A 19,806-nucleotide genomic window follows, 5' to 3' on the forward strand; every position below is an offset into this window, starting at 1 on the left:
TGTTGCTATCGATAAAATAGATTTTCTCTAAAACGGTGTGGAATAGTTTCACGCCGTTTTTTTATGCTTGTTAGTATGGATGATCGCGCTCGAGTGTTTAGATGATATAACGCTACCATATTTTGCAAAAATAACCGTTAATTTAATATCTAATATAGGCCATCATTCAGGGCGATTTATAGACAATGGCTCTGTTTTGCAATTAATTGGTCAATGCCTATAAATCACTGTAAAATAATGTCTTGTGAGCTTTATAGCATTGCTACTATTCGTCACAGTAGAGCAGTAAAGAGATAGTGAATACCATATATGTATGGTTTCTACTGGGCACAAGCTTTAGCCGTATGGGCAAAAAACCGAATTTGAACAACTAAAAATATGTAATAGTACGATGTCTACTATAGACAAATGCGTAAGATAAGTAGGTGACACTATCAGCCTGAGCAATAATACTTGTAGAAAAAAGACTTGTTGATCAGTAGCTAGATAAAAAGAATTTTAATGACAGATATCAGCGTGTTTATAACGTTGATGTTATTTTCGTCAGTCAACATTAGGAAGATTATATGACAATGTTTAACACTATTAAGCGTGAATTCCAGTACGGCAACCAGCAGGTTGTTATCGAAACTGGTCGCGTAGCACGTCAAGCAAACTCTATTTTGGTTCACATGGGCGGCGTTACCGTACTAGTAGCAGCAGTGGTAAAGTCTGACCCTAAAGAAGGTCAAAACTTCTTTCCATTGACCGTGAACTATCAAGAAAAAATGTATGCTGCTGGTAAAATTCCAGGCGCTTATGGCAAACGCGAAGGTCGTGCAAGCGAAAATGAAACGTTAACGTCACGCTTGATTGATCGTCCGATTCGTCCGCTATTCCCTGAAGGTTATGTCAACGAAATTCAAATTACCGCAACGGTTATCTCATCAGATAAGACTCAATCTGCCGATATTGCAGCCCTCATTGGTGCTTCAGCCGCATTGGCGATCTCTGATGCGCCATTCAATGGCCCTGTCGCTGCGGCCCGTGTTGGCTTTATCAATGGTGAGTACGTACTAAACCCAACGCTTGAACAACTCAAAGAAAGTGATCTGGATTTAGTAGTTGCTGGTACTAAATCTGCGGTACTAATGGTTGAATCTGAAGCGGCAGAGCTGTCTGAAGATCAGATGCTAGGCGCGGTATTATACGGTCATGAGCAACAACAAATCGTTATTGATAACATCGCTTCTATGGCGGAAGAAATCGGTACGGCTAAGCAGCAGTACGTCGCCCCTGTACGTGATGCAGCGTTAGAGACTAGCATGAAAGAGCAGTTCGGCGAGCAAGTGGCTGATGCTTATACCATTACTGATAAGCAAGAGCGTTATACTAAGCTTGATGACATTAAGCAATCCATTATCGATGCGCTTGCTGGTGATGCGGAATCTGAAAATTATGCTGATACCGTTTCTGAATTAAAAGAAATCTATAACGATCTTAAATATCGTACGGTTCGTGACAATATCTTGTCAGGTAAGCCACGTATTGATGGTCGTGACCTTGAGACCGTTCGTGCGCTTGACGTGCAAGTTGGCGTACTACCATACACGCATGGTTCAGCGCTATTTACTCGCGGTGAGACCCAAGCATTGGTTACTACGACTTTAGGTAACAGCCGTGATGTCAATATGATTGACTCATTAGCGGGCACTATCCGTGATCATTTCATGCTGCATTATAACTTCCCGCATTTCTCTGTTGGTGAAACGGGTCGTGAAGGTATTCCAAAACGTCGTGAAATTGGTCATGGTCGTCTAGCACGCCGCGGTGTACAAGCGATGCTACCGGACAGCGAACGCTTCCCGTACGTCATCCGTGTGGTATCAGAAATTACTGAATCAAACGGTTCTTCTTCTATGGCCTCTGTCTGTGGTGCCAGCTTGGCATTAATGGATGCAGGCGTACCGATTAAAGCACCAGTTGCTGGTATCGCGATGGGTCTCGTAAAAGAAGGCGAGCGTTTCGCTGTATTGTCAGATATCTTAGGTGATGAAGATCATCTTGGCGATATGGACTTTAAAGTGGCTGGTTCTAAAGACGGTATCACTGCGCTTCAGATGGATATCAAAATCGAAGGGATTACTCCTGACATCATGGAGCAAGCGCTAAAGCAAGCCCATGCCGGTCGTATCCATATCCTAGACGCGATGAATAAAGTATTGCCAGAGAGCCGTACTGAAATTAACGCCCATGCCCCTAACTATGCGGTTATCGAAATCAATCCGGACAAAATCCGTGACGTCATCGGTAAAGGCGGCGCGATGATTCGTCAGCTAACTGAAGAAACTGGTGCCGTTATCGATATCGATGATGGTGGTACGATTCGTATCTTTGGTGAAAACAAAGCAGCAACCAAAGCCGCTATCGGTAAAATCGAAGCATTGACTGCTGAAGTTGAAGTCGGTAAAACTTACGAAGGTACCGTTGCTCGTATCGTTGATTTTGGCGCGTTCGTTAACGTCTTGCCAAACACTGATGGCCTCGTACATATCTCGCAAATCGCAGAAGAGCGTGTAGAGAATGTCTCTGACTATCTAAAAGAAGGTCAAACCGTTAAGGTACTCGTACAAGACGTCGATAACCGTGGTCGCATCAAGTTGACTATGAAAGGCGTTGAGCAGGGTTCAACCTCAACTGCTGAATAAGTATTTTTTTGGTTGATGTCGCTTAGTACAATTTTGAAAACCGCTCTGATTTATTCAGAGCGGTTTTTTTTGTGGCTAAATAATTATTAAATAATCATTTCCATTTGTGTCAGGTTGAATATTGCTATCTCTATCCAATCTATAGTCAAAATATCCTAAAAGCGCGACGGTATTGCTGATATCAGTTTTTTGTAGTCTCTGTCTGCGCAGCCACAGCGAGCAAGAAAAATGTCTATCAGCAGTGCGTGATATATCGATACTGCTCTTTACTCGCTACATTTAATGACATTGCCTTTTAATAAAATCATACCTAAGCAACGGACAATAAAAAATCCAACGCCAAACGCTTATAGTAGACGTTCAACATTGGATTAATAAAATTCTAGACTAGGGCGTATCTTCAATTCAAGCGCTTGTATCTAAATGGCCTAAAAATAGCTAAATTTTGCCAAACATCGTCAAATAGCTGATTAATATCTCGATATTATTTGCGCTATTTTCCTTGTTTAACGACAATTTATTTCATTTTTATGACCATTTTTGAAATGAGGACACGCCCTAACTGGCTAATTAGCCAGAGTAATTACTCCTGATCTAACTCATCGATCATACCTTGGTATTTCTCTTTCTTTGCAGCGATCTTTTTGCGTCTCTCTTCAGCCGTCGCGACTAGATTTTTGGCGACGTCTAAGCTCTTATCAAAGGCCGCTAATTCAAGATCTACCGCATTCAACAGTTTACCAAGCATCATAGCCGTCGCTTTTTCAGAGACATCGTGAGTCATCCCACTAGCGTCAGAGGTAAAGTCATCTTTGAGTTTTGAGGCCCATTGGTAAATACCTGCCATAGTAATGCCAGATTTATCCTCTTGGTCAGCGCCGTCTTTTTTACTAGCTTTATCTTTTTTGCTGGACTTGCCGTCTTTAACCGTTTCATCGTCTTCATTTGACTTAGACTCTTTATCAGCGCTGCTAGCCTTGTCTTTTTTGTCAGATTTCTGCTCTTTTTCAGAATCTTTATTCTTACTTGATTTCTCTGACTTGTTCTTTTTAGCAGCACTGTTCTCTGTACCTTCTTCGTAGTCATGCTCAGTGTTGTACTCTTCAAAGTCGCCGTCCTCAAATACCACGGTATCATCTTTGACCACTTCTACGCCAGTAACGGCTTTGTTGCCTGTAGGGTTTTTCTTATTTCCAGCATTACTATTTTTTGCATCATTGTTTGACATGATTTATTATCCCTATTTGTATTTTGAGTAAAAAGTATTTGTAGTAGACACTCATAAATACTAAGCCAAGGCTATTTTTTAATCAATATACGGATATAAATCTACTGTTTAATGTCTACAGGAAAACACATGTCATGTTATAAACGCTTAAATAGTCACACTAATGTTGTAGGCGATAACGAAGAAAATACCAAATTTTATTAATAATTGCTGAGAGGGTTATCAGCAATAAACTCAACCAGCAGCTCTGCTACTTTTCCCCCTTGATCTTCTTGCAAAAAATGACCAGCGTTATTAACTGTGGTATGGTTTTGACCTTTCGTTCCCGGTATCAGCTTTTGCATGATTCGATCGCCACCAGCCGTGACAGGATCAGAATCACTGAACATCGTAATAAATGGCTTCGTCCATTGGCTGAGCTTACCCCAAGCCGCCCGATTATACTCTGAGGCAGGATCATCGGGCGTGGTGGGGACAAGAAGCGGAAACTGTCTAGCGCCTTCTTTGTATGACTCATCAGGGAAAGGGGCGTTGTACGCATCGATAACCGCCTGCGATAGCTCGGTAGTGGTGCCGCTCTTAATGATGCCTCCGACATGAAACTGCGGGGCGTCCTGTGAGAATTGCTGCCACTGGCGAAAGCTCTCTCCGGGATTATGATCCCCAGTGGGCAACATAGTATTGCCAGCTGCTACTCGAGAAAATTTTTCGGGATTATCGGCGACTAAGCGCAGACCGATTAGGCCGCCCCAATCTTGACAAAAAAGCGTGATGTTTGTTAAGTCTAATTGATCAAGCAGCGATTGCATCCAGTCGACATGGCGCTGGTAAGTATAGTCAGTACGTGCCGCTGGCTTGTCCGAGCGTCCAAAACCAGGTAGGTCTGGAGCAATAACGCGATATCCTGCGGCGGTCAATATCGGTATCATTTTGCGATAAAGATAACACCACGAAGGCTCACCATGTAGCAAAAGTATAGTCTCAGCGTCTTTTGGACCTTCATCGAGGTAATGTACGCGCAGTTCAGCGCCTTCACCATCATCAACCATGAGATAGTTCGGCGAAAAATCGTAATCGAGTAGGTTGGCAAAGTATGAATCGGGGGTTCTAAACGTTTTCATAGGGTATCCTTATCCTGATGATAAATAATCGTGCATTTGCAAACAGCCGATGCCAATTTAGCATAGCACTGACGCCACTATCTGTTGCATATCTTTTGAGTACTATGGCGTCCTATAAACACACTCTACAAATCGCCAATTAGCTTACGATATCAATGCTCTTAGGCACATGCACGTCAATACGTAGCTTAGGTAGATCTTGTAGTTGCTGCCTCAGTAAAGGCAAGATATCGAGATACCAGTCTAATGGCAGTGAGTTTGCGACGTTGGGTTCATTGAAGGACAAGCTACCAACTGAAAAGTTCTTAGATAAAGGTTCGTTAGATGAATTACTCATATTACTACGTAGCCGATTATCGATAAGTGGGCGAGCGAGTAGGGCAGCTCTGCGGATACCATGATAGCGAACAAGGGGGATAAGCTGGTGATGTAAGTCGATTAGAGCGTCAGTAAGCCAGCGTGTGCGTGTCGGATGATAAGGATGATCTGAGATAACAAGGTTGGCAATATAACTGGGTTGATTGCCATTACTGCTGATGCCAAGGCCAGCCTGCTCACGTGTACGCTTATGCAATAAACAGCTACCAGCACTTAAACTACCGTCACGACACGCGCGATAATAACGTTGATAGTTATCAGGGAATAACGTTTTAGCTCGAGTAAGAATAGGGTCGAGTAGTGTACCAGCAGTATTAACCGGTAAGATAAGCAGCTGGGCACTGCTATTTAAAATAGGGGCGTGCGTCAATTGTAAATTCGCCATAGTCAGCCCCTTTAAAAAAATTATGTATTCATTCTACTTTAGTCTGTCCGGCGTTTTCTGCTTCTAATTGGGCGATTTGTTGTTCAATCAGCGCAATTTGCTCTTCCTTCATCTCAGTCAGCTTTTTATTCATTGCCAATTGCTCAGCCGCCAGTTTTTCTTGGGCAGCAAAGCGTTTACTCTCATCTGCTAAGCGATCAATCTCTTCTTTGGCCAAGCTATCGGTTTTTGGTAAAGGGGCGTTTAAGATAGCAGTGGGCTTCGGCACTTGAATGGTCGAGTCAGTGCGCGTATCAGCATCGTCAGAATTTTGATCAATGACAGCATTTTCATTCTGTATAGCGTCATCACTATTGGCCTCACTGAGGACGTTTTCTACTGGCATAGTAGCGGACGGCTCAAGTCCTGTTTGCTCAGGGATTGACGGTGAGCTGCTATCAGTTTTACTTGTTTCAGGCACAGATTGTGCCCAAACTAAATAGCCGATAATAATAAATAGTAATACTAATATAATCGCCATCCAGATTTTACGACGTGATTTAGCGGCTTTCGCTTTTGCACGTTTGCTTAATAAAGGATGCTGTTTTTTATTTTTCATACTACGGTCAATTTATGTCAAAGATATAAGTAGTCATACTATAGCAAACTCAAAATAAAAAGCCTATCTATTGCTAGATAGGCTTAAAATACTGTTAAATGATAAAGCACTTAAAAGCTTTTAGATATGACTATTATTTGTTTGCTTAAGTTTTAAACTTTACCGTACCACTGGTACCTGTAGACATCGCATCACGAGCGAGCTGGTCTTCCGCATGGTTTTTGGCACTGATGGCATCAGGGTCAGGGCGATGCTCTGTATGTCCGCACTGGGTACATTCGATATACTCATCAGGTTCTGGCAGGACGATATTTACTTGTACCACCGCATCCAGCGCCTGACATTTCGGACAGCGAACACCCGCTAAAAAACGCCGCTTTGGACGTGACGATTGATAACGCATTTAAATCACCTCGCGATTGCTTTTAGCATTGGCGGCATCGATATTTTTAACATCGCTAAAGCCACTGTGACGCAATAAGGCATCGATGCTGGCACTGCGACCACGGAAGTTTTCAAAGTTAGTCTTGGCGGGAAAACTACCACCAACCGACAAGATACTCTCGCGGAAAGCTTTACCAGTGACAGGGTTAAAAATACCCTCTTCTTCAAACTTACTAAAAGCGTCTGCAGAGAGCAGCTCCGCCCATTTATAAGAGTAATAACCTGCCGCATAGCCTCCCGCAAAGATATGGCTAAAACCATTGGCAAAGCGGTTATAGTCAGGCGTTTGCATGATAGCAATGTCGCTACGCACGGTATTTAATGTTGCTAAGATACCGTTATAATCAAGCGCTGGCGTCTGTGCATGAATTAATAAATCAAAAAGCGCGAACTCGATTTGACGCAAGGTTTGCATGCCGCTTTGGAAGTTCTTCGCTGCCAATAATGCTGCGAGCTTATCTTTAGGCAGCGGCTCACCAGTCTCGACATGGCTACTAATCAGCGCAATCCCTTCGGCATCCCACGCCCAGTTTTCCATAAATTGGCTCGGCAGCTCGACCGCATCCCACTCGACACCATTGACGCCAGCGACATCGCCCACTGTTACTTGGGTTAAGAGATGATGTAGCCCATGACCAAACTCATGGAACAAGGTCAGCACTTCATCATGAGTCAATAAGCTCGGTTTGCCATCGAGGGCAGGCGTGAAGTTACCGACCATAAAGCAAACCGGTAGCTGTTGATGGTCTTGCTCATCATAAGTATAACGCGACTGAAAACCACTCATCCAAGCACCGCCGCGCTTACCACTGCGGGCAAATAAGTCAAAATAAAAGCCACCAAGCAAGTTATCGTCAGCATCGAACAGTTGGTAGAAGCTTACATCGTCGTGCCAGCGCGATACGGATGTGCTTTCACTGTCTGCCTTATCACTATTTTGCTCTTGGACTTTGATACCGTATAAACGCTCAACGATGGCAAATAAGCCGTTAATGACTTTTGGTAATGGGAAGTATGGACGTATCTCTTCTTGCGATAAACTAAATTCGCTTTGTTTTACTTTTTCAGCGATATAGGCACTGTCCCATGGCTGCAAATCATCAATACCATAATCTCGTGCATATTTTTGTAATTGTGCTAAATCCTGCTTAGCGGTTGGGGTCGCTTGCGTGGCCAAATCGCGTAAGAAGGTTTCAACTTCCGTTACGCTATCTGCCATTTTGGTCGATAGCGAAACTTCTGCATAATTATCAAAACCTAATAGCTTGGCTTTTTGCTCACGTAATTGTAGGATTTGACCCATGATATCGGCATTATTCAGCGATGCGCCTTTGCTATCGGTGTGCTCATCAAATTCAGAGGCGCGGGTGACATAAGCGCGATACAGCGTCTCACGCAGACTGCGATCGTCCGCATGAGTCATAATGGCAAGGTAAACAGGAATATTTAAACTTGCCACATAGTAAGGCGTCGGCAAAGTATCGATATCCGCTTGGGTGAGGGCACCGCTGGCAAGTTCGCGGGTTTTATATTGCTCACCTGCATCGGCCAATAGGCCCAGCCCACTGTCTGTCAAGCCCGCCAATTGCGCTGACTCTAATGGCAATGCATAGGCTTGCGTCGCGTCTAATATATGGTCTGAAAAGGTCGCCGACAGTGTTGACAGCTCACTTTGAATAGCTGCAAATTGTTCTTGCTCAGCTTTAGGTAGCGCCACGCCTGACATCTCAAAGCTTCTAAGCGCCAATTCAATAGCACGAGCGCGGGCAGGCTCAAGCGCGGCAAAGAACGTCTTGTCATTCACAATGGCTTGGTAGCGGTTAAATAATGGCTGATGCTGCCCTACACGAGTGCCATAAGCAGACAGCTTAGGCAACAGCTCATGATGAACATGGCGAATCTCATCATTGCTCATCACGCTATTGAGGTGTGACAAAATGCCCCAACTGCGATCCAAAGCCAGATTGATATGATCAAAGTTCATCACATCACTCAGAGCTTGCTCAGCAGTGATATCAGCCGCATTAGTATCATTTTGCGTCGTTGCTGACAGCGTATCCAAAAAGGCATTGGCATCATCAATAGCGCTCATGACTTGGCTTTGTAGTGCACTTGAAGAAACGTTGTCAAAATCGACAAGGTGTAAATCTGGAGAAAGGGTAGTCATAAAAGTATCCGGTATGAGTAATTAATAGATAAAGAGTATCAATGGTTGTTAATGTGAGGTTGTTCTTATATAGACAGTTTTATATGGGGTGAATTTTCTGACAATATCTATTGGTTGCAAATCGACTGATTCATCTTATAAAAATTATTTTATTCTATAAATTCTATCTAAAGGGTTATCTAAATGATGGGTATTATGCCGCGAGAATACAACCCGCTTCACTCATAATACATCATCCACAATACAATCAATGTTTACTTTGCTAGTAAACCTAGCGTTTAACTACAGATATCAAATCTCACATACAATATAGATTGCTCTGCTTACAAAGTGTCATCATTTGCTTTCAAATCAGCCCTATAGCACGTGAGATTAAGTTGGTAGCATCGTAGTGGTACTTCTTTCTAAAGAAGGATAAACCAAACCCTTAGCTAGAAAAAGATAAAAGTTGGATAAGAAATTTATAAAAAGAACTTGATCAAGGAATGCTGAGGTTCTGTATTAATTATTACCGTAAAACTCATTGAATTTTGATAATTCATATAAAAGTATTTCTACTCATAAGATCAATAACTAATAATAAAACAAGGAGCAATATTTATGAAAGCGACTCTCAAAAGTTTACGCGAAACCAAGGCTAATCCTGCGGTCAGTATTTTTGTTAAAACTCACCGCGAACATCCTGATAATGACAAAGATCCTATCGCCCTTAAAAATCAGTTAAAAGTTGCCGAAGAGCGTCTCACCAAAGAGTACGATAAGCGCACAGCAACGACTATTTTGGACAACATTCACGCCAAAACTAATGAGCTAAACCATAATTATAACCTTGATACTTTAGCGATATTTGCCAGCGTTGATGACGTACAAGTGATTCGTATGCCGATTGATACGACCGAACGCGTGGTCATTTCAAACAGATTTGCTACCCGTGATTTGGTTCGCGATATGGCAAGCGCGGTACATTACTATACAGTGGTGCTGACCCGTGATAGTTCCCGCTTGATTGAAGCATCTAATGATCGCGTTGTTAGAGAGCTTGATAAAGATGATGACGTGCAAAACAATATGGAAAGCATTGCCTTTCCTATCGAGAATAACGGTCTGTATACAACCAGTGACGGTGGCTCTGACCGTTCTGCAAGTAACGAAAGCAGTCATTTAAAAGAGTTCTTTAACCAAGTGGATAAGAGCGTACAAGAGCTGTGGGGCGAGCATAAAATGCCTCTTGTCATCGTCGGTGACGCAAAAAATATCGGCTATTATAAAGAAGTATGTGACCGTCCAGAAAACATCATTGCCACGGTATCAAACGCCACCAATCTAGAAGATGGTAGCGCCCAGCATATCGTCGATTGTGTACAAGAGGCGGTAGAAGAGTACCGTACTTCATTACACCAGGCGGCCATGGGTGAAATTGATAAAGCTCGCGGTGCCAATATGTTGCAGACTGACTTACAAGAAGTCTATCGCAGCGCCTTCCAAGGAGCGGGCGAGACCCTCTATGTGCGCCGTGGTTATATACAATCTGCCAAGATTGACGAAAAAGCACAGACTTTAAGCATCGCTAATGATGCTGCTGCAGAAGGTGTCACGGATGATGCGATTGGCGAAATCATTGAGCACGTGATTCACAATGGCGGTGAGGCTGTGTTTATGCCGCAAGACATCATGGGCGAAGACCAACCGATTGCTCTGGTGACCCGTTACTAATTTTAGTCATATTGGCTGCTAATGACATGTACTTATGAAGTAGCCATTGGTAGCGTATCGGTATAAGATGAGAGCATTGGTTCGATACGAATCAATGCTTTTTTGACTAAATGGCTATCAGGTTTTATGGTTAGTAATTTCAATCATCAAGCTGTACTTGCCTGCTGTTGACTATGATTCTAAATTAAACCACTATAAATTAAACGGTGAGTAAACGCCCTTTTAAAGTTACTGTCATTTTAACGTCATCCACTTTAAACATGACTCCCATTTTTTACACGACGACTGATACATTTATGACTAATACAAGCTCTTTTGTTCTAACCAGCTATAACATTCATAAAGGCATGTCGCCTATGAATCGGCAAGTAAAAATGCAAGGTATTGCCCATGCGCTTGAGGGTATAGGCTCGGACGTTCTGTGTTTGCAAGAGGTACAAGGTCAGAATCTTAAGCGCAATATGCAATACAACGAATATCCTGATCAATCACAGCATGAATGGTTTGGCGAATATCTACAGCTGCAAAACAGTTATGGTAAAAACTCAGAATATGAAAACGGTCATCATGGTAATGCCGTGCTCAGCCGCTTTCCGTTAGATCCAAAACATAACGTCAATATTACGGTAAATAAATTGGAGCAGCGTGGGGTCTTACATTGTGAGGTGCAGCCAGTAGGCTGGGAGAGACCGGTCGTAGTATTGTGCGCGCACTTAAATTTGTTTGAGCGGGATCGTCTTAAGCAGTATGAGGCCATTGCCAATTATGTGCGCAATGAGATTACCCCTGATCAACCGCTGATCTTAGCGGGTGACTTTAACGATTGGAAAAAACTGTCTTGTGATAAGCTGGCGTCCAGTCTCGGCATGACCGAAGCTTTCAAGCATTGTCATGGTAAGCTGTCACCTACTTTTCCGGCCAAGCTACCCGTGCTCAGCTTAGATCGTATCTATGTGCGTAATTTAAGGGTCAAAGATGCGTGGGTACACACTGGCAAACCGTGGTCAGCGCTATCCGATCACTTGCCCATCAGTGCGGAACTGGTGTTGCCATAACGCAGAGAATTTACTAAAAATAAAACAATAGCAGCATACAAGGATGATAAACCATGTCTAATATTCAAATACCAACCACTCAACATGCGGTACTCATTCGTGAGTTTGGCGAACCTGAGGTCATGAACTATGAGGACGGTGTCGCCATTCCTGATTTGGCTGATGAGCAAGTCTTAGTAAAAGTTGCCTACTCCGGCATTAACCCCGTTGATTATAAAACCCGCCAAGGTAAAGGTTGGGGCGCTGATAATATTCAAAAAGATAAGTTTGATCATGATCAGCCAGCGATTTTAGGTTTTGATGTAGCCGGCACTATCGTCAAAAGCAATAACGAGCAGTTTGCCGTTGGTGATAAAGTTGCCGCTCTGACTTTTGATGGGGGTTGCTATGCAGAATACGTAGCAGTCGATGGCAAGTTGCTCGCCAAAGTGCCAGAAGGCGTCACATTAGAGCAGGCGGGTGCGCTCCCTTGCGTCGGCCAAACGGCGCTACAGTTTGTTGAGTTCGCCGATATCAAAAAAGGCGAGCATGTTGTCATGAATGCGCCCGCTGGTGGGGTTGGTCAGCTGGTCATTCAGTTATTAATGGACAAGGTCGACGAGGACAATATTAACGTCACCGTCATCTGCTCAGCAGAAAAGTATACCAAGCTTGATACTTTGATAGATAAAAGCAAGCTGACCGGCTGGATTGACTATACCAAAGAAGAGGCATTTCCTGATTTGCAAGCCGATGTATTGCTAGACTTGGTCGGTGGGGACGCAGGGGTACGCGCACTCGATGTACTCAAATCTGGTGCACGCGTCAATGTGTTACCAACGATTTGGGTTGATAAGCTCGTCGATGCTGGCAGTCAAAAAAGCCTAAACGTGGCAGGTTATAAAGCCCAGCGTAGTGGGCAGGATATGGCGAGAGTGTTAGAACAATTGGCGACTGGCAAGCTTAAATTGCATATTCAGCAGACCTATTCGCTCTCTGAGGTCGTTGCCGCGCATACTGAGCTACAAAAAGGCGATACCTTTGGCAAGATAGTTTTAAAAGTAGACTAATCTGGCAGCATCTGTCGAAACGTGAGACTAATGCGTCCAGTGTTGACCGTTTTAGTCTTGGTAATAGTGTGCTTCCAGTAGGTTTGTGTATCGCCATGCATGACGATAAGCTGACCAGACTCAAGATAAAGCTCGACTTTATCTTGAGTTTTTTTATGTTTAAAAACAAATTTGCGCGTGGCACCGAGCGATAAGGCAGCGATAATAGGTTGATAGCCCAATTCTTTTTCGTCATCAGCATGATAGCCCATACCGTCACTACCTGAGGGGTAATAATTCAACAGGCAAGAATTAAAATTAGCGGTAATCCCAATATTTGCTAGCTGTTGCTCAACATGTTGTTTCACGTGAAACACGTTTTCTGACCATGAAATGCTTTGACGGGCATGTCCTGAGTAATGATAGCTGCTGCTATCCCCACCCATCCAAACGATTTGGCGCGTGGTGACGTGGGTCTTACCAAACAACGTAACAATGTCAGCCTGCCAAGGCAGTTCACTCAATAATATGTCATAAAGCTCATGGCTATTATCAATGACGATACCCAAGTCATTCGCCCGACCATCATAGGGTAGTATATTGTCAGTGGGACTAGGGGTAAATAAATCAGTCATAAGCTCAAAGCTTAACGATTAAAATTCTGTAAGATAACAGTGGCGCATTGTTCCGGTGCTTCTATAGGTAATAAATGTCCGTTCTCAGGCATGATGTTAAGCTGGTCAGTAGGCACAAATTTTTGCCAATTATTACGAACTTTATCATTAATAAAAATAGTCGGCTTGCCAATGATGAGTTGGTAAGGCACTTTGGTTTTCGCCAGCTTCTTTAATGCACCGTCGATATAAGGGATGCCAAAATAATTCGCTATCTCTTGCTCGGGAGTGAAGATAAATGCATAACGGCCATCGTTTTGCTTTACTAAGCTTTGCTCGGCAAAGAGGTATAAGTGCTCATCAGAGATGCGTCGATAAGCGCTTTTTTCTCGTAGGCTGTCATAAAATTCATCAATATTTGCCCAAAATTTTTGCTTAGTTAACGCGCTTTTGAAAGGTTGACGCTTAATCTTAACGCGGCGAGGTATCAGCTTATAGAGCAGCGCCTGTGATTTGGTAAAAGTGACGGGCTCTATCAAGTACAACGCAGAGAATAAATCAGGACGTTTGGCCGCTGCCATAGCCGTCGCAGTAGCGCCCTGCGAATGACCTATGCCCACAACAGGACTATCTTGCGTTTGCTCTAAAAACTTAATAAGCAGGTCAGCATCTTGCTCACGGGTTAGTACCCGAGCTTTTGGCTTGTCATACCAATAGCCACGCATCGCCAGCGCGCTGATATCAAAACCAGCAGCCAGCTCGGTTAATAAGGGCTGATAATTACCGACCGTAAAACCATTACCGCCATAGAAATGCGCTTTGGCTCGTTTAGCATTATCATGGGTCGATTCAGCCAATGAGTGTAAATCGTAGTAACGGGCGCGTTTTTTATTTAGCGTGATACTTTTAGCAAATTGTTCCATAACACTCGTACTTCCCTGTATGACCATTTTTCAATTTTAAGTTTAGTTTTCAAGCTACAGTTTATTGTGAGATTTAAGGTGGTACCAATTTTAGCTCTCTTCTCCTAAGAAACCACCGCTTTGACGCTGCCAAAGCCCCGCATAGACGCCATCCAATGCCAGTAGCTCTTCGTGACTGCCTTGCTCAATGATTTGACCTTTATCCATGACTACCAGTCTGTCAAGCGCGGCAATCGTAGAGAGACGATGAGCAATGGCAATCACCGTTTTGCCCGTCATGATATCGTTCAAGCTTTCGGTAATGGCAAACTCAATCTCAGAGTCTAGCGCACTGGTCGCCTCATCCAAGAGTAGGATCGGCGCATTTTTTAGCATAACACGTGAGATGGCAATACGCTGGCGCTGACCGCCAGAGAGTTTGACGCCCCGTTCACCAACTTGCGTATCCAAACCCGTATTGCCTTTATCGTCATACAAATCTTTGATAAATTCCCATGCTTGTGCTTGCTTGGTGGCACGGATGATTTCTGCATCGCTGGCATCAGGGCGACCATAAGCGATGTTTTCACGAACGGTGCGATGGAGCAATGAGGTATCTTGCGTCACCATACCGATCTGTTGACGCAGAGACTCTTGAGTGACTTCATCAATCGCTTGTCCATCGATGTAGATTTTACCTTTATCAACGTCAAAGAAGCGCAATAATAAATTCACTAAGGTTGATTTACCCGCACCTGAGCGTCCAACCAAACCAATCTTTTCCCCAGGTTTGATATCTAAATGAAAGTTATCGAGCAGTTTGATTTGTGAAGAGGCAATCGCCGTTCCCGCAGTACTCACTTCATCAATACGCTCGCCTTCGTTATCACCATTTTCACTTTCATAACTGAAATCAACATGGTCAAAGACAATGTGACCATCAGTCACTTTTAGCTCAGGTGCATTTGAAACATCCACAATCGTTTGCGGTGCTGACAAAGTACGCATACCGTCTTGGGCAGTACCGATGCTTTCAAACAGGCTAGCAGTTTGCCACATAATCCACTGCGTCAACCCATTGAGTCGTAATGCCATCGCCGTTGCTGCGGCAATAGCACCGACGCCAATATCGCCTTGCTGCCATAAATAAAGACCAATCCCAGCCGTACTACTTACTAAGATGACACTGATGAGATGGGTGGATATCTCTAAATAACTGACCCAGCGCATCTGCGCATGAACCGTACCTAAAAACTGACCCATGGCGTTTTTGGCATAGCCCAGCTCACGGCGCGAATGGCTGAACAGCTTTACCGTCATGATATTGGCGTAAGCATCAGTGATACGGCCAACCATCAATGCGCGGGCATCAGCCTGTATGATAGAGGTCCGTTTAAGCTTGGGAATAAAGAAACGTAAGGTAAAGCCAACCAGTACGAACCAGATAACAAAAGGTATGAGCAATAAGCTGTCTAAATTGAATAAGATAACCCCAGTCGTAATAAAGTAGACAATGACATACATAAACATGTCAGTGACTGTCATCACCGTATCGCGTACGGCCAGCGCCGTTTGCATTACCTTGGCTGACACACGACCAGAGAATTCATCTTGATAAAACTGCATTGACTGCCCAAGCATGTGCTGATGAAAACGCCAGCGCATCTGCATCGGGAACACACCTTGAATCGACTGAAAATGAATGAACGACGATAAGGCAATCCAAAACGGGCTCAGGAGCATGACCGCTAGCATCAAAAGGAGCGTATCGCCTTTTTCAGTCCATAGTGTTTGCGGTGTATACACCCCTAACCAGTCAACAATGTTGCCAATCCATGCAAACAGCATCGCCTCATAGATACCGATACCTGCGGACAAAATCATAAAGAATAGCAGCCAGATACGTAAGCCTTTGGTACATGCCCACAAAAACTTCATCAGCCCTTCGCGAGGTGAGGGCAATGGCATAGGCGTATCAGGAAAGGCCGGTAGACGGTTTTCAAAAAATCGAAATAAAGCATTCATAGGCAAGGGTAAAGCATCAATAGCAATACGCTAAGACAAACGCTGGCAGACATTATCTTAAACGTGTATTTGGGTGAATGGGAAATGCTGCTATTTTAACAAAACTTCGTAATCACGCCTGCATGCTAATTGTAAATTGACAATCAACGGCTGTACTCGTTTATTACTGATTGGCTCAACTCTCATAAATACATTGCTGTATAAAAAATATTTTGTTACATTCTAGTGCTTATTTTCTATTTGGCTGTTATTCATCTCATTTTTATCTCCATTTTAAAAATGAGGACACGCCTTGGATAAATAATAAACACATAAAACTGCGACTTAAAAGGTAGACGTTCATGCTGTATTTAACCATCGCGGTACTATGCAGTGTCGCCGTTTCAATACTCTTGAAAATATTACGTCAACGAGATATCGATATTCGCCAGACTATCGTCGCTGGTTATCCAGTGGCTTTTTTATTGACATGGTTTTTATTGAAGCCAGACATCAGCGGACTTAGTCTGTTAGGAAGCGCGTGGGGGATTATCATAGCACTTGGCGTGCTACTGCCTGCGGTGTTTATCATTCTTGGGCGCGCGATTGCTGCGGTTGGTATGGTGGCAACCGATGCCGCTCAGCGTTTATCATTGATTATTCCTATCGTTGCTGCCTTTTTATTATTCGGTGAGGTACTGACAGGTACGCGTATATTTGGTTTGGTATTAGGCTTTTTGGCACTAGGTGCTTTGGTGTATCGTCCTCAAGCGGGCGGCATAACTAAACAAGCTCGCCAAACGCCGCTTTGGTTACTTGTCGTCTGGGCAGGCTATGGCATTATCGATATTCTATTCAAGCAAGTGGCCAAGCAAGGGTCTGCCTTTCCACTGACGTTATTTGTCAGTTTTGGGCTGGCAGGGCTGTTACTGTTTATTTATTTGCTGATCACACGGGTGCGCTGGCAAGGAGGTGCTTTACGAGCAGGATTACTATTAGGTGCGCTGAATATGGGCAATATTTATGCTTATGTACGAGCGCACCAAGTATTGTCTGAGTCGCCAAGCATTGTCTTTACTGGTATGAACGTGGGCGTCATCGCGGTGGCAACCATCATAGGCGTTGGCGTATTTAAAGAGCGGCTCAATCGCATTAATATAATAGGGCTATTATTGGCGGTTGGTTGTGTGACAGTACTATTTTTAGCATAACCGTTTCGCCTAAATTCATCCATATCGTTGCGATTTATAAAATTGTTAACTTATCAGATATAGGCATGCCGGGCGTCCTATGATAAGGTTATCTAAAAATAGCAAGACTGATATAAGCTGACAAAAAGCGCTTTGCTTTGAGACATTTGACCTCAACGAATAAAAATAGGATGCACGCCCAATGGAATACGAAAAGCAATTACAACGCATAAAGAATGGTTCAGGCTTCATCGCAGCGCTTGACCAAAGTGGGGGCAGTACGCCAAAAGCACTCGAAAACTATGGCGTGAGCAGCGACGATTATGACAATGATGACACCATGTTCGATCTCGTACATGAGATGCGAGCCCGTATCATCACTTGTGAAACCTTTGATAGCGAGCGCGTGCTTGGGGCAATTCTATTCGAAGATACCATGGAGCGTGAGGTTGAGGGTAAGTCGACGGCCAACTATCTGTGGGAAGATAAAAACATCGTACCGTTCCTTAAGGTTGATAAAGGTCTGGCTGAGCAAATGAATGGTGTGCAAGTCATGCGCCCGATACCTGATTTAGATGCACTATTGGACAAGGCCAAAAACTATCCGGTATTTGGTACTAAGATGCGCTCAGTGATTTATGAGCCCAATGTCGATGGTATCGAGCTGGTCGTACAGCAGCAGTTTGATGTGGCCAAGCAGATTCTTTCAAAAGGCTTCATGCCTATTGTCGAGCCAGAAGTGAATATTGACAGCGCTAAAAAACATGACTGTGAGCTGATACTTAAAACCAGTCTTTTGCACAATCTTGATTTTTTAGACGATGGTCATCAAGTAATGCTGAAACTGACCTTGCCAGAGAAAGAAGGCTTTTACCAAGAGCTGGTTGATCACCCAAAAGTGCTAAAAGTTGTGGCATTGTCGGGCGGTTACAGCCGTAGTGCTGCGTGTGCTAAGCTTAAGCAAAACCCAGGTATGATTGCCAGTTTCTCCCGTGCCTTTACTGAAGGGTTGAGTAAGCAGCAAAGTGATGAAGCATTTTCTGAAACGATTAATAACTCAATCGAAGAAATCTATGAGGCGTCGAAGGTTTAAAGCCTTCAACCTTTATAATTGATTTTGAATCCCAGCTGACTTTAGGTTTGCTGGGATTTTTTTAATGGCATTCACAGTAGATATTTATTAAACTTGTGTTTGTTTTCATGGTTTTTGGAGAGGTTGTGTTTCGCTTTATTACTTTAGGATTGTTTTTATTAAGTTGGAGTGTTTCTAGTCAATCTATGGAGCCTGTAGGCTATTCAGGTACTTGGGCAAGCGCTGCTTATTTTAATAATGCCATCGATGTTATATCAGAGACAGTTAATATCGATATTACAGATGATGCTAATAATGCTGGTTATACAGTGAGCTATAAGCTGTATAACAATCGTGAAGGGCTTCAATTCCCATTGGTTTTTGAAGTATTCGATGAATTTGGACAAAGTAATGAGTTCGAAATTACTGTCGATGGTCAATCAGTGCCTGTCGTAACGGTTACTGAAGATAATAACGGGCTTGAGACATCTGATTTCTATATGCCAACCAATACTGGTTTAGAGCAATTCAGAGCAGATTCAAAGTATATCAACCTGGATTTGTCGTCAGGGTTGCATACTATTACAGCTACTTATGACGTCCAGCCGCATTATTATGGCAGTGATTGGACTGGGATAAGCACTTACTCTTATTCGTTAGTGCCGATGAATGAGAGCGTCAGTGATGATAAGCAGTTTAAAGGGTCATTTATTAAGCTAAATTTCAATGGTGGTTTAGACTATATCAGTATGGATATCGATGGCACGAAGAATACTTTACCTTCTAATAACCAATGGCATTTCAACGATAATCTTGCGAAAGAGATTGATTTTATTATTCAAGCACCTCTGAATCCTGTGGCAAAAGTTTTGACGGCTGTTTCGCCATTCATAACTATAAGTTTCGCGCTATTTGTATTGGGTGGACTGCATTTACGTATGATGAAACGTAGACAGCAAGCCCAGCCCGAAACCCTTTGGACAGTCATGCTGGTGGGTGGTTTTCTAGTGCCTCTGCTTAGCCTGATAATTTATTACCTCTATCTACTGGTGACAGATATGATCATTGGTCAAGGCGCAACAGGAGAAAGTCGCGATTTGTTCTTTATATGGGTTTTGCCGTTAGGCTATATAGTAATAACACCTATTTATTTGATAATTAGTTTTGTGGTTTTTATGATGGTTAAACAGACGGTTACTAAAACAGTAAAGTAATTATAG

The 19,806-nt window shown here is 43.3% G+C and carries 16 protein-coding genes; 7 read left to right on the forward strand and 9 right to left on the reverse strand.

Features of this window, described 5'->3' with window-relative positions; genetic code table 11:
• The first annotated feature begins 566 nt into the window (after positions 1-566).
• Positions 567-2,687, forward strand: a complete 2,121-nt coding sequence (gene pnp, locus CXF65_RS04365; protein ID WP_101211170.1) for a polyribonucleotide nucleotidyltransferase — start codon at positions 567-569, stop codon at positions 2,685-2,687.
• A 583-nt stretch (positions 2,688-3,270) separates the two neighbouring features.
• On the opposite strand, the gene CXF65_RS04370 is transcribed toward pnp, so the two are convergent.
• From CXF65_RS04370 to CXF65_RS04395, 6 genes are all read right to left on the reverse strand, one after another.
• The gene (locus CXF65_RS04370) at positions 3,271-3,915 is read right to left on the reverse strand and encodes a hypothetical protein (protein WP_227523196.1); all 645 of its coding nucleotides are present in this window, start codon (positions 3,913-3,915) and stop codon (positions 3,271-3,273) included.
• A 200-nt stretch (positions 3,916-4,115) separates the two neighbouring features.
• Positions 4,116-5,036, reverse strand: a complete 921-nt coding sequence (locus CXF65_RS04375) for a haloalkane dehalogenase (RefSeq protein ID WP_101211171.1) — start codon at positions 5,034-5,036, stop codon at positions 4,116-4,118.
• Between the two features lie 139 nt (positions 5,037-5,175).
• A complete protein-coding gene (locus tag CXF65_RS04380) occupies positions 5,176-5,799 on the reverse strand; it encodes a hypothetical protein (RefSeq protein ID WP_101211172.1) in 624 nt (207 codons plus the stop codon).
• A gap of 28 nt (positions 5,800-5,827) precedes the next feature.
• Entirely contained in the window at positions 5,828-6,397 is a 570-nt protein-coding gene (locus CXF65_RS04385) for a hypothetical protein (protein ID WP_101211173.1), read from the reverse strand.
• 145 nt (positions 6,398-6,542) lie between these two features.
• On the reverse strand, positions 6,543-6,800 hold the full coding sequence (locus tag CXF65_RS04390; RefSeq protein ID WP_101211174.1) for a YheV family putative metal-binding protein: 258 nt from the start codon (positions 6,798-6,800) through the stop codon (positions 6,543-6,545).
• On the reverse strand, positions 6,801-9,008 hold the full coding sequence (locus CXF65_RS04395) for a M3 family metallopeptidase (protein WP_101211175.1): 2,208 nt from the start codon (positions 9,006-9,008) through the stop codon (positions 6,801-6,803).
• Positions 9,009-9,608: 600 nt separating this feature from the next.
• Between CXF65_RS04395 and CXF65_RS04400 the strand changes: the two genes are divergently transcribed.
• The 3 genes from CXF65_RS04400 (at position 9,609) to CXF65_RS04410 (ending at position 12,825) form a co-directional block, all read left to right on the forward strand.
• Positions 9,609-10,721 carry a hypothetical protein gene (locus CXF65_RS04400; protein ID WP_101211176.1) on the forward strand — a complete coding sequence of 371 codons (1,113 nt, stop codon included), beginning with the start codon at positions 9,609-9,611 and terminating at the stop codon, positions 10,719-10,721.
• Between the two features lie 296 nt (positions 10,722-11,017).
• A complete protein-coding gene (locus CXF65_RS04405; RefSeq protein WP_101211177.1) occupies positions 11,018-11,776 on the forward strand; it encodes an endonuclease/exonuclease/phosphatase family protein in 759 nt (252 codons plus the stop codon).
• Between the two features lie 53 nt (positions 11,777-11,829).
• A complete protein-coding gene (locus CXF65_RS04410) occupies positions 11,830-12,825 on the forward strand; it encodes an NADP-dependent oxidoreductase (RefSeq protein ID WP_101211178.1) in 996 nt (331 codons plus the stop codon).
• On the opposite strand, the gene CXF65_RS04415 is transcribed toward CXF65_RS04410, so the two are convergent.
• The 3 genes from CXF65_RS04415 to CXF65_RS04425 form a co-directional block, all read right to left on the reverse strand.
• Positions 12,822-13,439 (reverse strand): alpha-ketoglutarate-dependent dioxygenase AlkB family protein, encoded by a 618-nt coding sequence (locus CXF65_RS04415; RefSeq protein ID WP_101211179.1) that lies wholly within the window; start codon positions 13,437-13,439, stop codon positions 12,822-12,824. The genes CXF65_RS04410 and CXF65_RS04415 overlap by 4 nt on opposite strands.
• 11 nt (positions 13,440-13,450) lie before the next feature.
• A complete protein-coding gene (locus CXF65_RS04420; RefSeq protein ID WP_101211180.1) occupies positions 13,451-14,341 on the reverse strand; it encodes an alpha/beta fold hydrolase in 891 nt (296 codons plus the stop codon).
• A gap of 90 nt (positions 14,342-14,431) precedes the next feature.
• Positions 14,432-16,345 (reverse strand): ABC transporter ATP-binding protein, encoded by a 1,914-nt coding sequence (locus tag CXF65_RS04425; protein ID WP_101211181.1) that lies wholly within the window; start codon positions 16,343-16,345, stop codon positions 14,432-14,434.
• Positions 16,346-16,686: 341 nt separating this feature from the next.
• On the opposite strand from CXF65_RS04425, the gene CXF65_RS04430 reads away from it, so the two are divergent.
• The 3 genes from CXF65_RS04430 (at position 16,687) to CXF65_RS04440 (ending at position 19,800) form a co-directional block, all read left to right on the forward strand.
• Positions 16,687-17,535 (forward strand): DMT family transporter, encoded by an 849-nt coding sequence (locus CXF65_RS04430; RefSeq protein ID WP_101211182.1) that lies wholly within the window; start codon positions 16,687-16,689, stop codon positions 17,533-17,535.
• A gap of 181 nt (positions 17,536-17,716) precedes the next feature.
• Complete coding sequence (locus CXF65_RS04435) at positions 17,717-18,607, forward strand: fructose bisphosphate aldolase (protein ID WP_025652566.1); 891 nt, start codon at positions 17,717-17,719, stop codon at positions 18,605-18,607.
• A gap of 125 nt (positions 18,608-18,732) precedes the next feature.
• Positions 18,733-19,800, forward strand: coding sequence for a hypothetical protein (locus tag CXF65_RS04440; RefSeq protein ID WP_156915648.1), 1,068 nt, complete (start codon positions 18,733-18,735; stop codon positions 19,798-19,800).
• The last annotated feature ends 6 nt before the right edge of the window (positions 19,801-19,806 follow it).

The sequence above is a fragment of the Psychrobacter sp. Sarcosine-3u-12 genome, from assembly GCF_002836005.1.
GTDB lineage: Bacteria > Pseudomonadota > Gammaproteobacteria > Pseudomonadales > Moraxellaceae > Psychrobacter > Psychrobacter okhotskensis.

Coding starts and splice junctions, on each gene's coding strand:
- pnp (WP_101211170.1), top strand. CDS start 567: ATGACAATGTTTAACACTATTAAGCGTGAATTCCAGTACGGCAACCAG.
- CXF65_RS04370 (WP_227523196.1), bottom strand. CDS start 3,915: ATGTCAAACAATGATGCAAAAAATAGTAATGCTGGAAATAAGAAAAAC.
- CXF65_RS04375 (WP_101211171.1), bottom strand. CDS start 5,036: ATGAAAACGTTTAGAACCCCCGATTCATACTTTGCCAACCTACTCGAT.
- CXF65_RS04380 (WP_101211172.1), bottom strand. CDS start 5,799: ATGGCGAATTTACAATTGACGCACGCCCCTATTTTAAATAGCAGTGCC.
- CXF65_RS04385 (WP_101211173.1), bottom strand. CDS start 6,397: ATGAAAAATAAAAAACAGCATCCTTTATTAAGCAAACGTGCAAAAGCG.
- CXF65_RS04390 (WP_101211174.1), bottom strand. CDS start 6,800: ATGCGTTATCAATCGTCACGTCCAAAGCGGCGTTTTTTAGCGGGTGTT.
- CXF65_RS04395 (WP_101211175.1), bottom strand. CDS start 9,008: ATGACTACCCTTTCTCCAGATTTACACCTTGTCGATTTTGACAACGTT.
- CXF65_RS04400 (WP_101211176.1), top strand. CDS start 9,609: ATGAAAGCGACTCTCAAAAGTTTACGCGAAACCAAGGCTAATCCTGCG.
- CXF65_RS04405 (WP_101211177.1), top strand. CDS start 11,018: ATGACTAATACAAGCTCTTTTGTTCTAACCAGCTATAACATTCATAAA.
- CXF65_RS04410 (WP_101211178.1), top strand. CDS start 11,830: ATGTCTAATATTCAAATACCAACCACTCAACATGCGGTACTCATTCGT.
- CXF65_RS04415 (WP_101211179.1), bottom strand. CDS start 13,439: ATGACTGATTTATTTACCCCTAGTCCCACTGACAATATACTACCCTAT.
- CXF65_RS04420 (WP_101211180.1), bottom strand. CDS start 14,341: ATGGAACAATTTGCTAAAAGTATCACGCTAAATAAAAAACGCGCCCGT.
- CXF65_RS04425 (WP_101211181.1), bottom strand. CDS start 16,345: ATGAATGCTTTATTTCGATTTTTTGAAAACCGTCTACCGGCCTTTCCT.
- CXF65_RS04430 (WP_101211182.1), top strand. CDS start 16,687: ATGCTGTATTTAACCATCGCGGTACTATGCAGTGTCGCCGTTTCAATA.
- CXF65_RS04435 (WP_025652566.1), top strand. CDS start 17,717: ATGGAATACGAAAAGCAATTACAACGCATAAAGAATGGTTCAGGCTTC.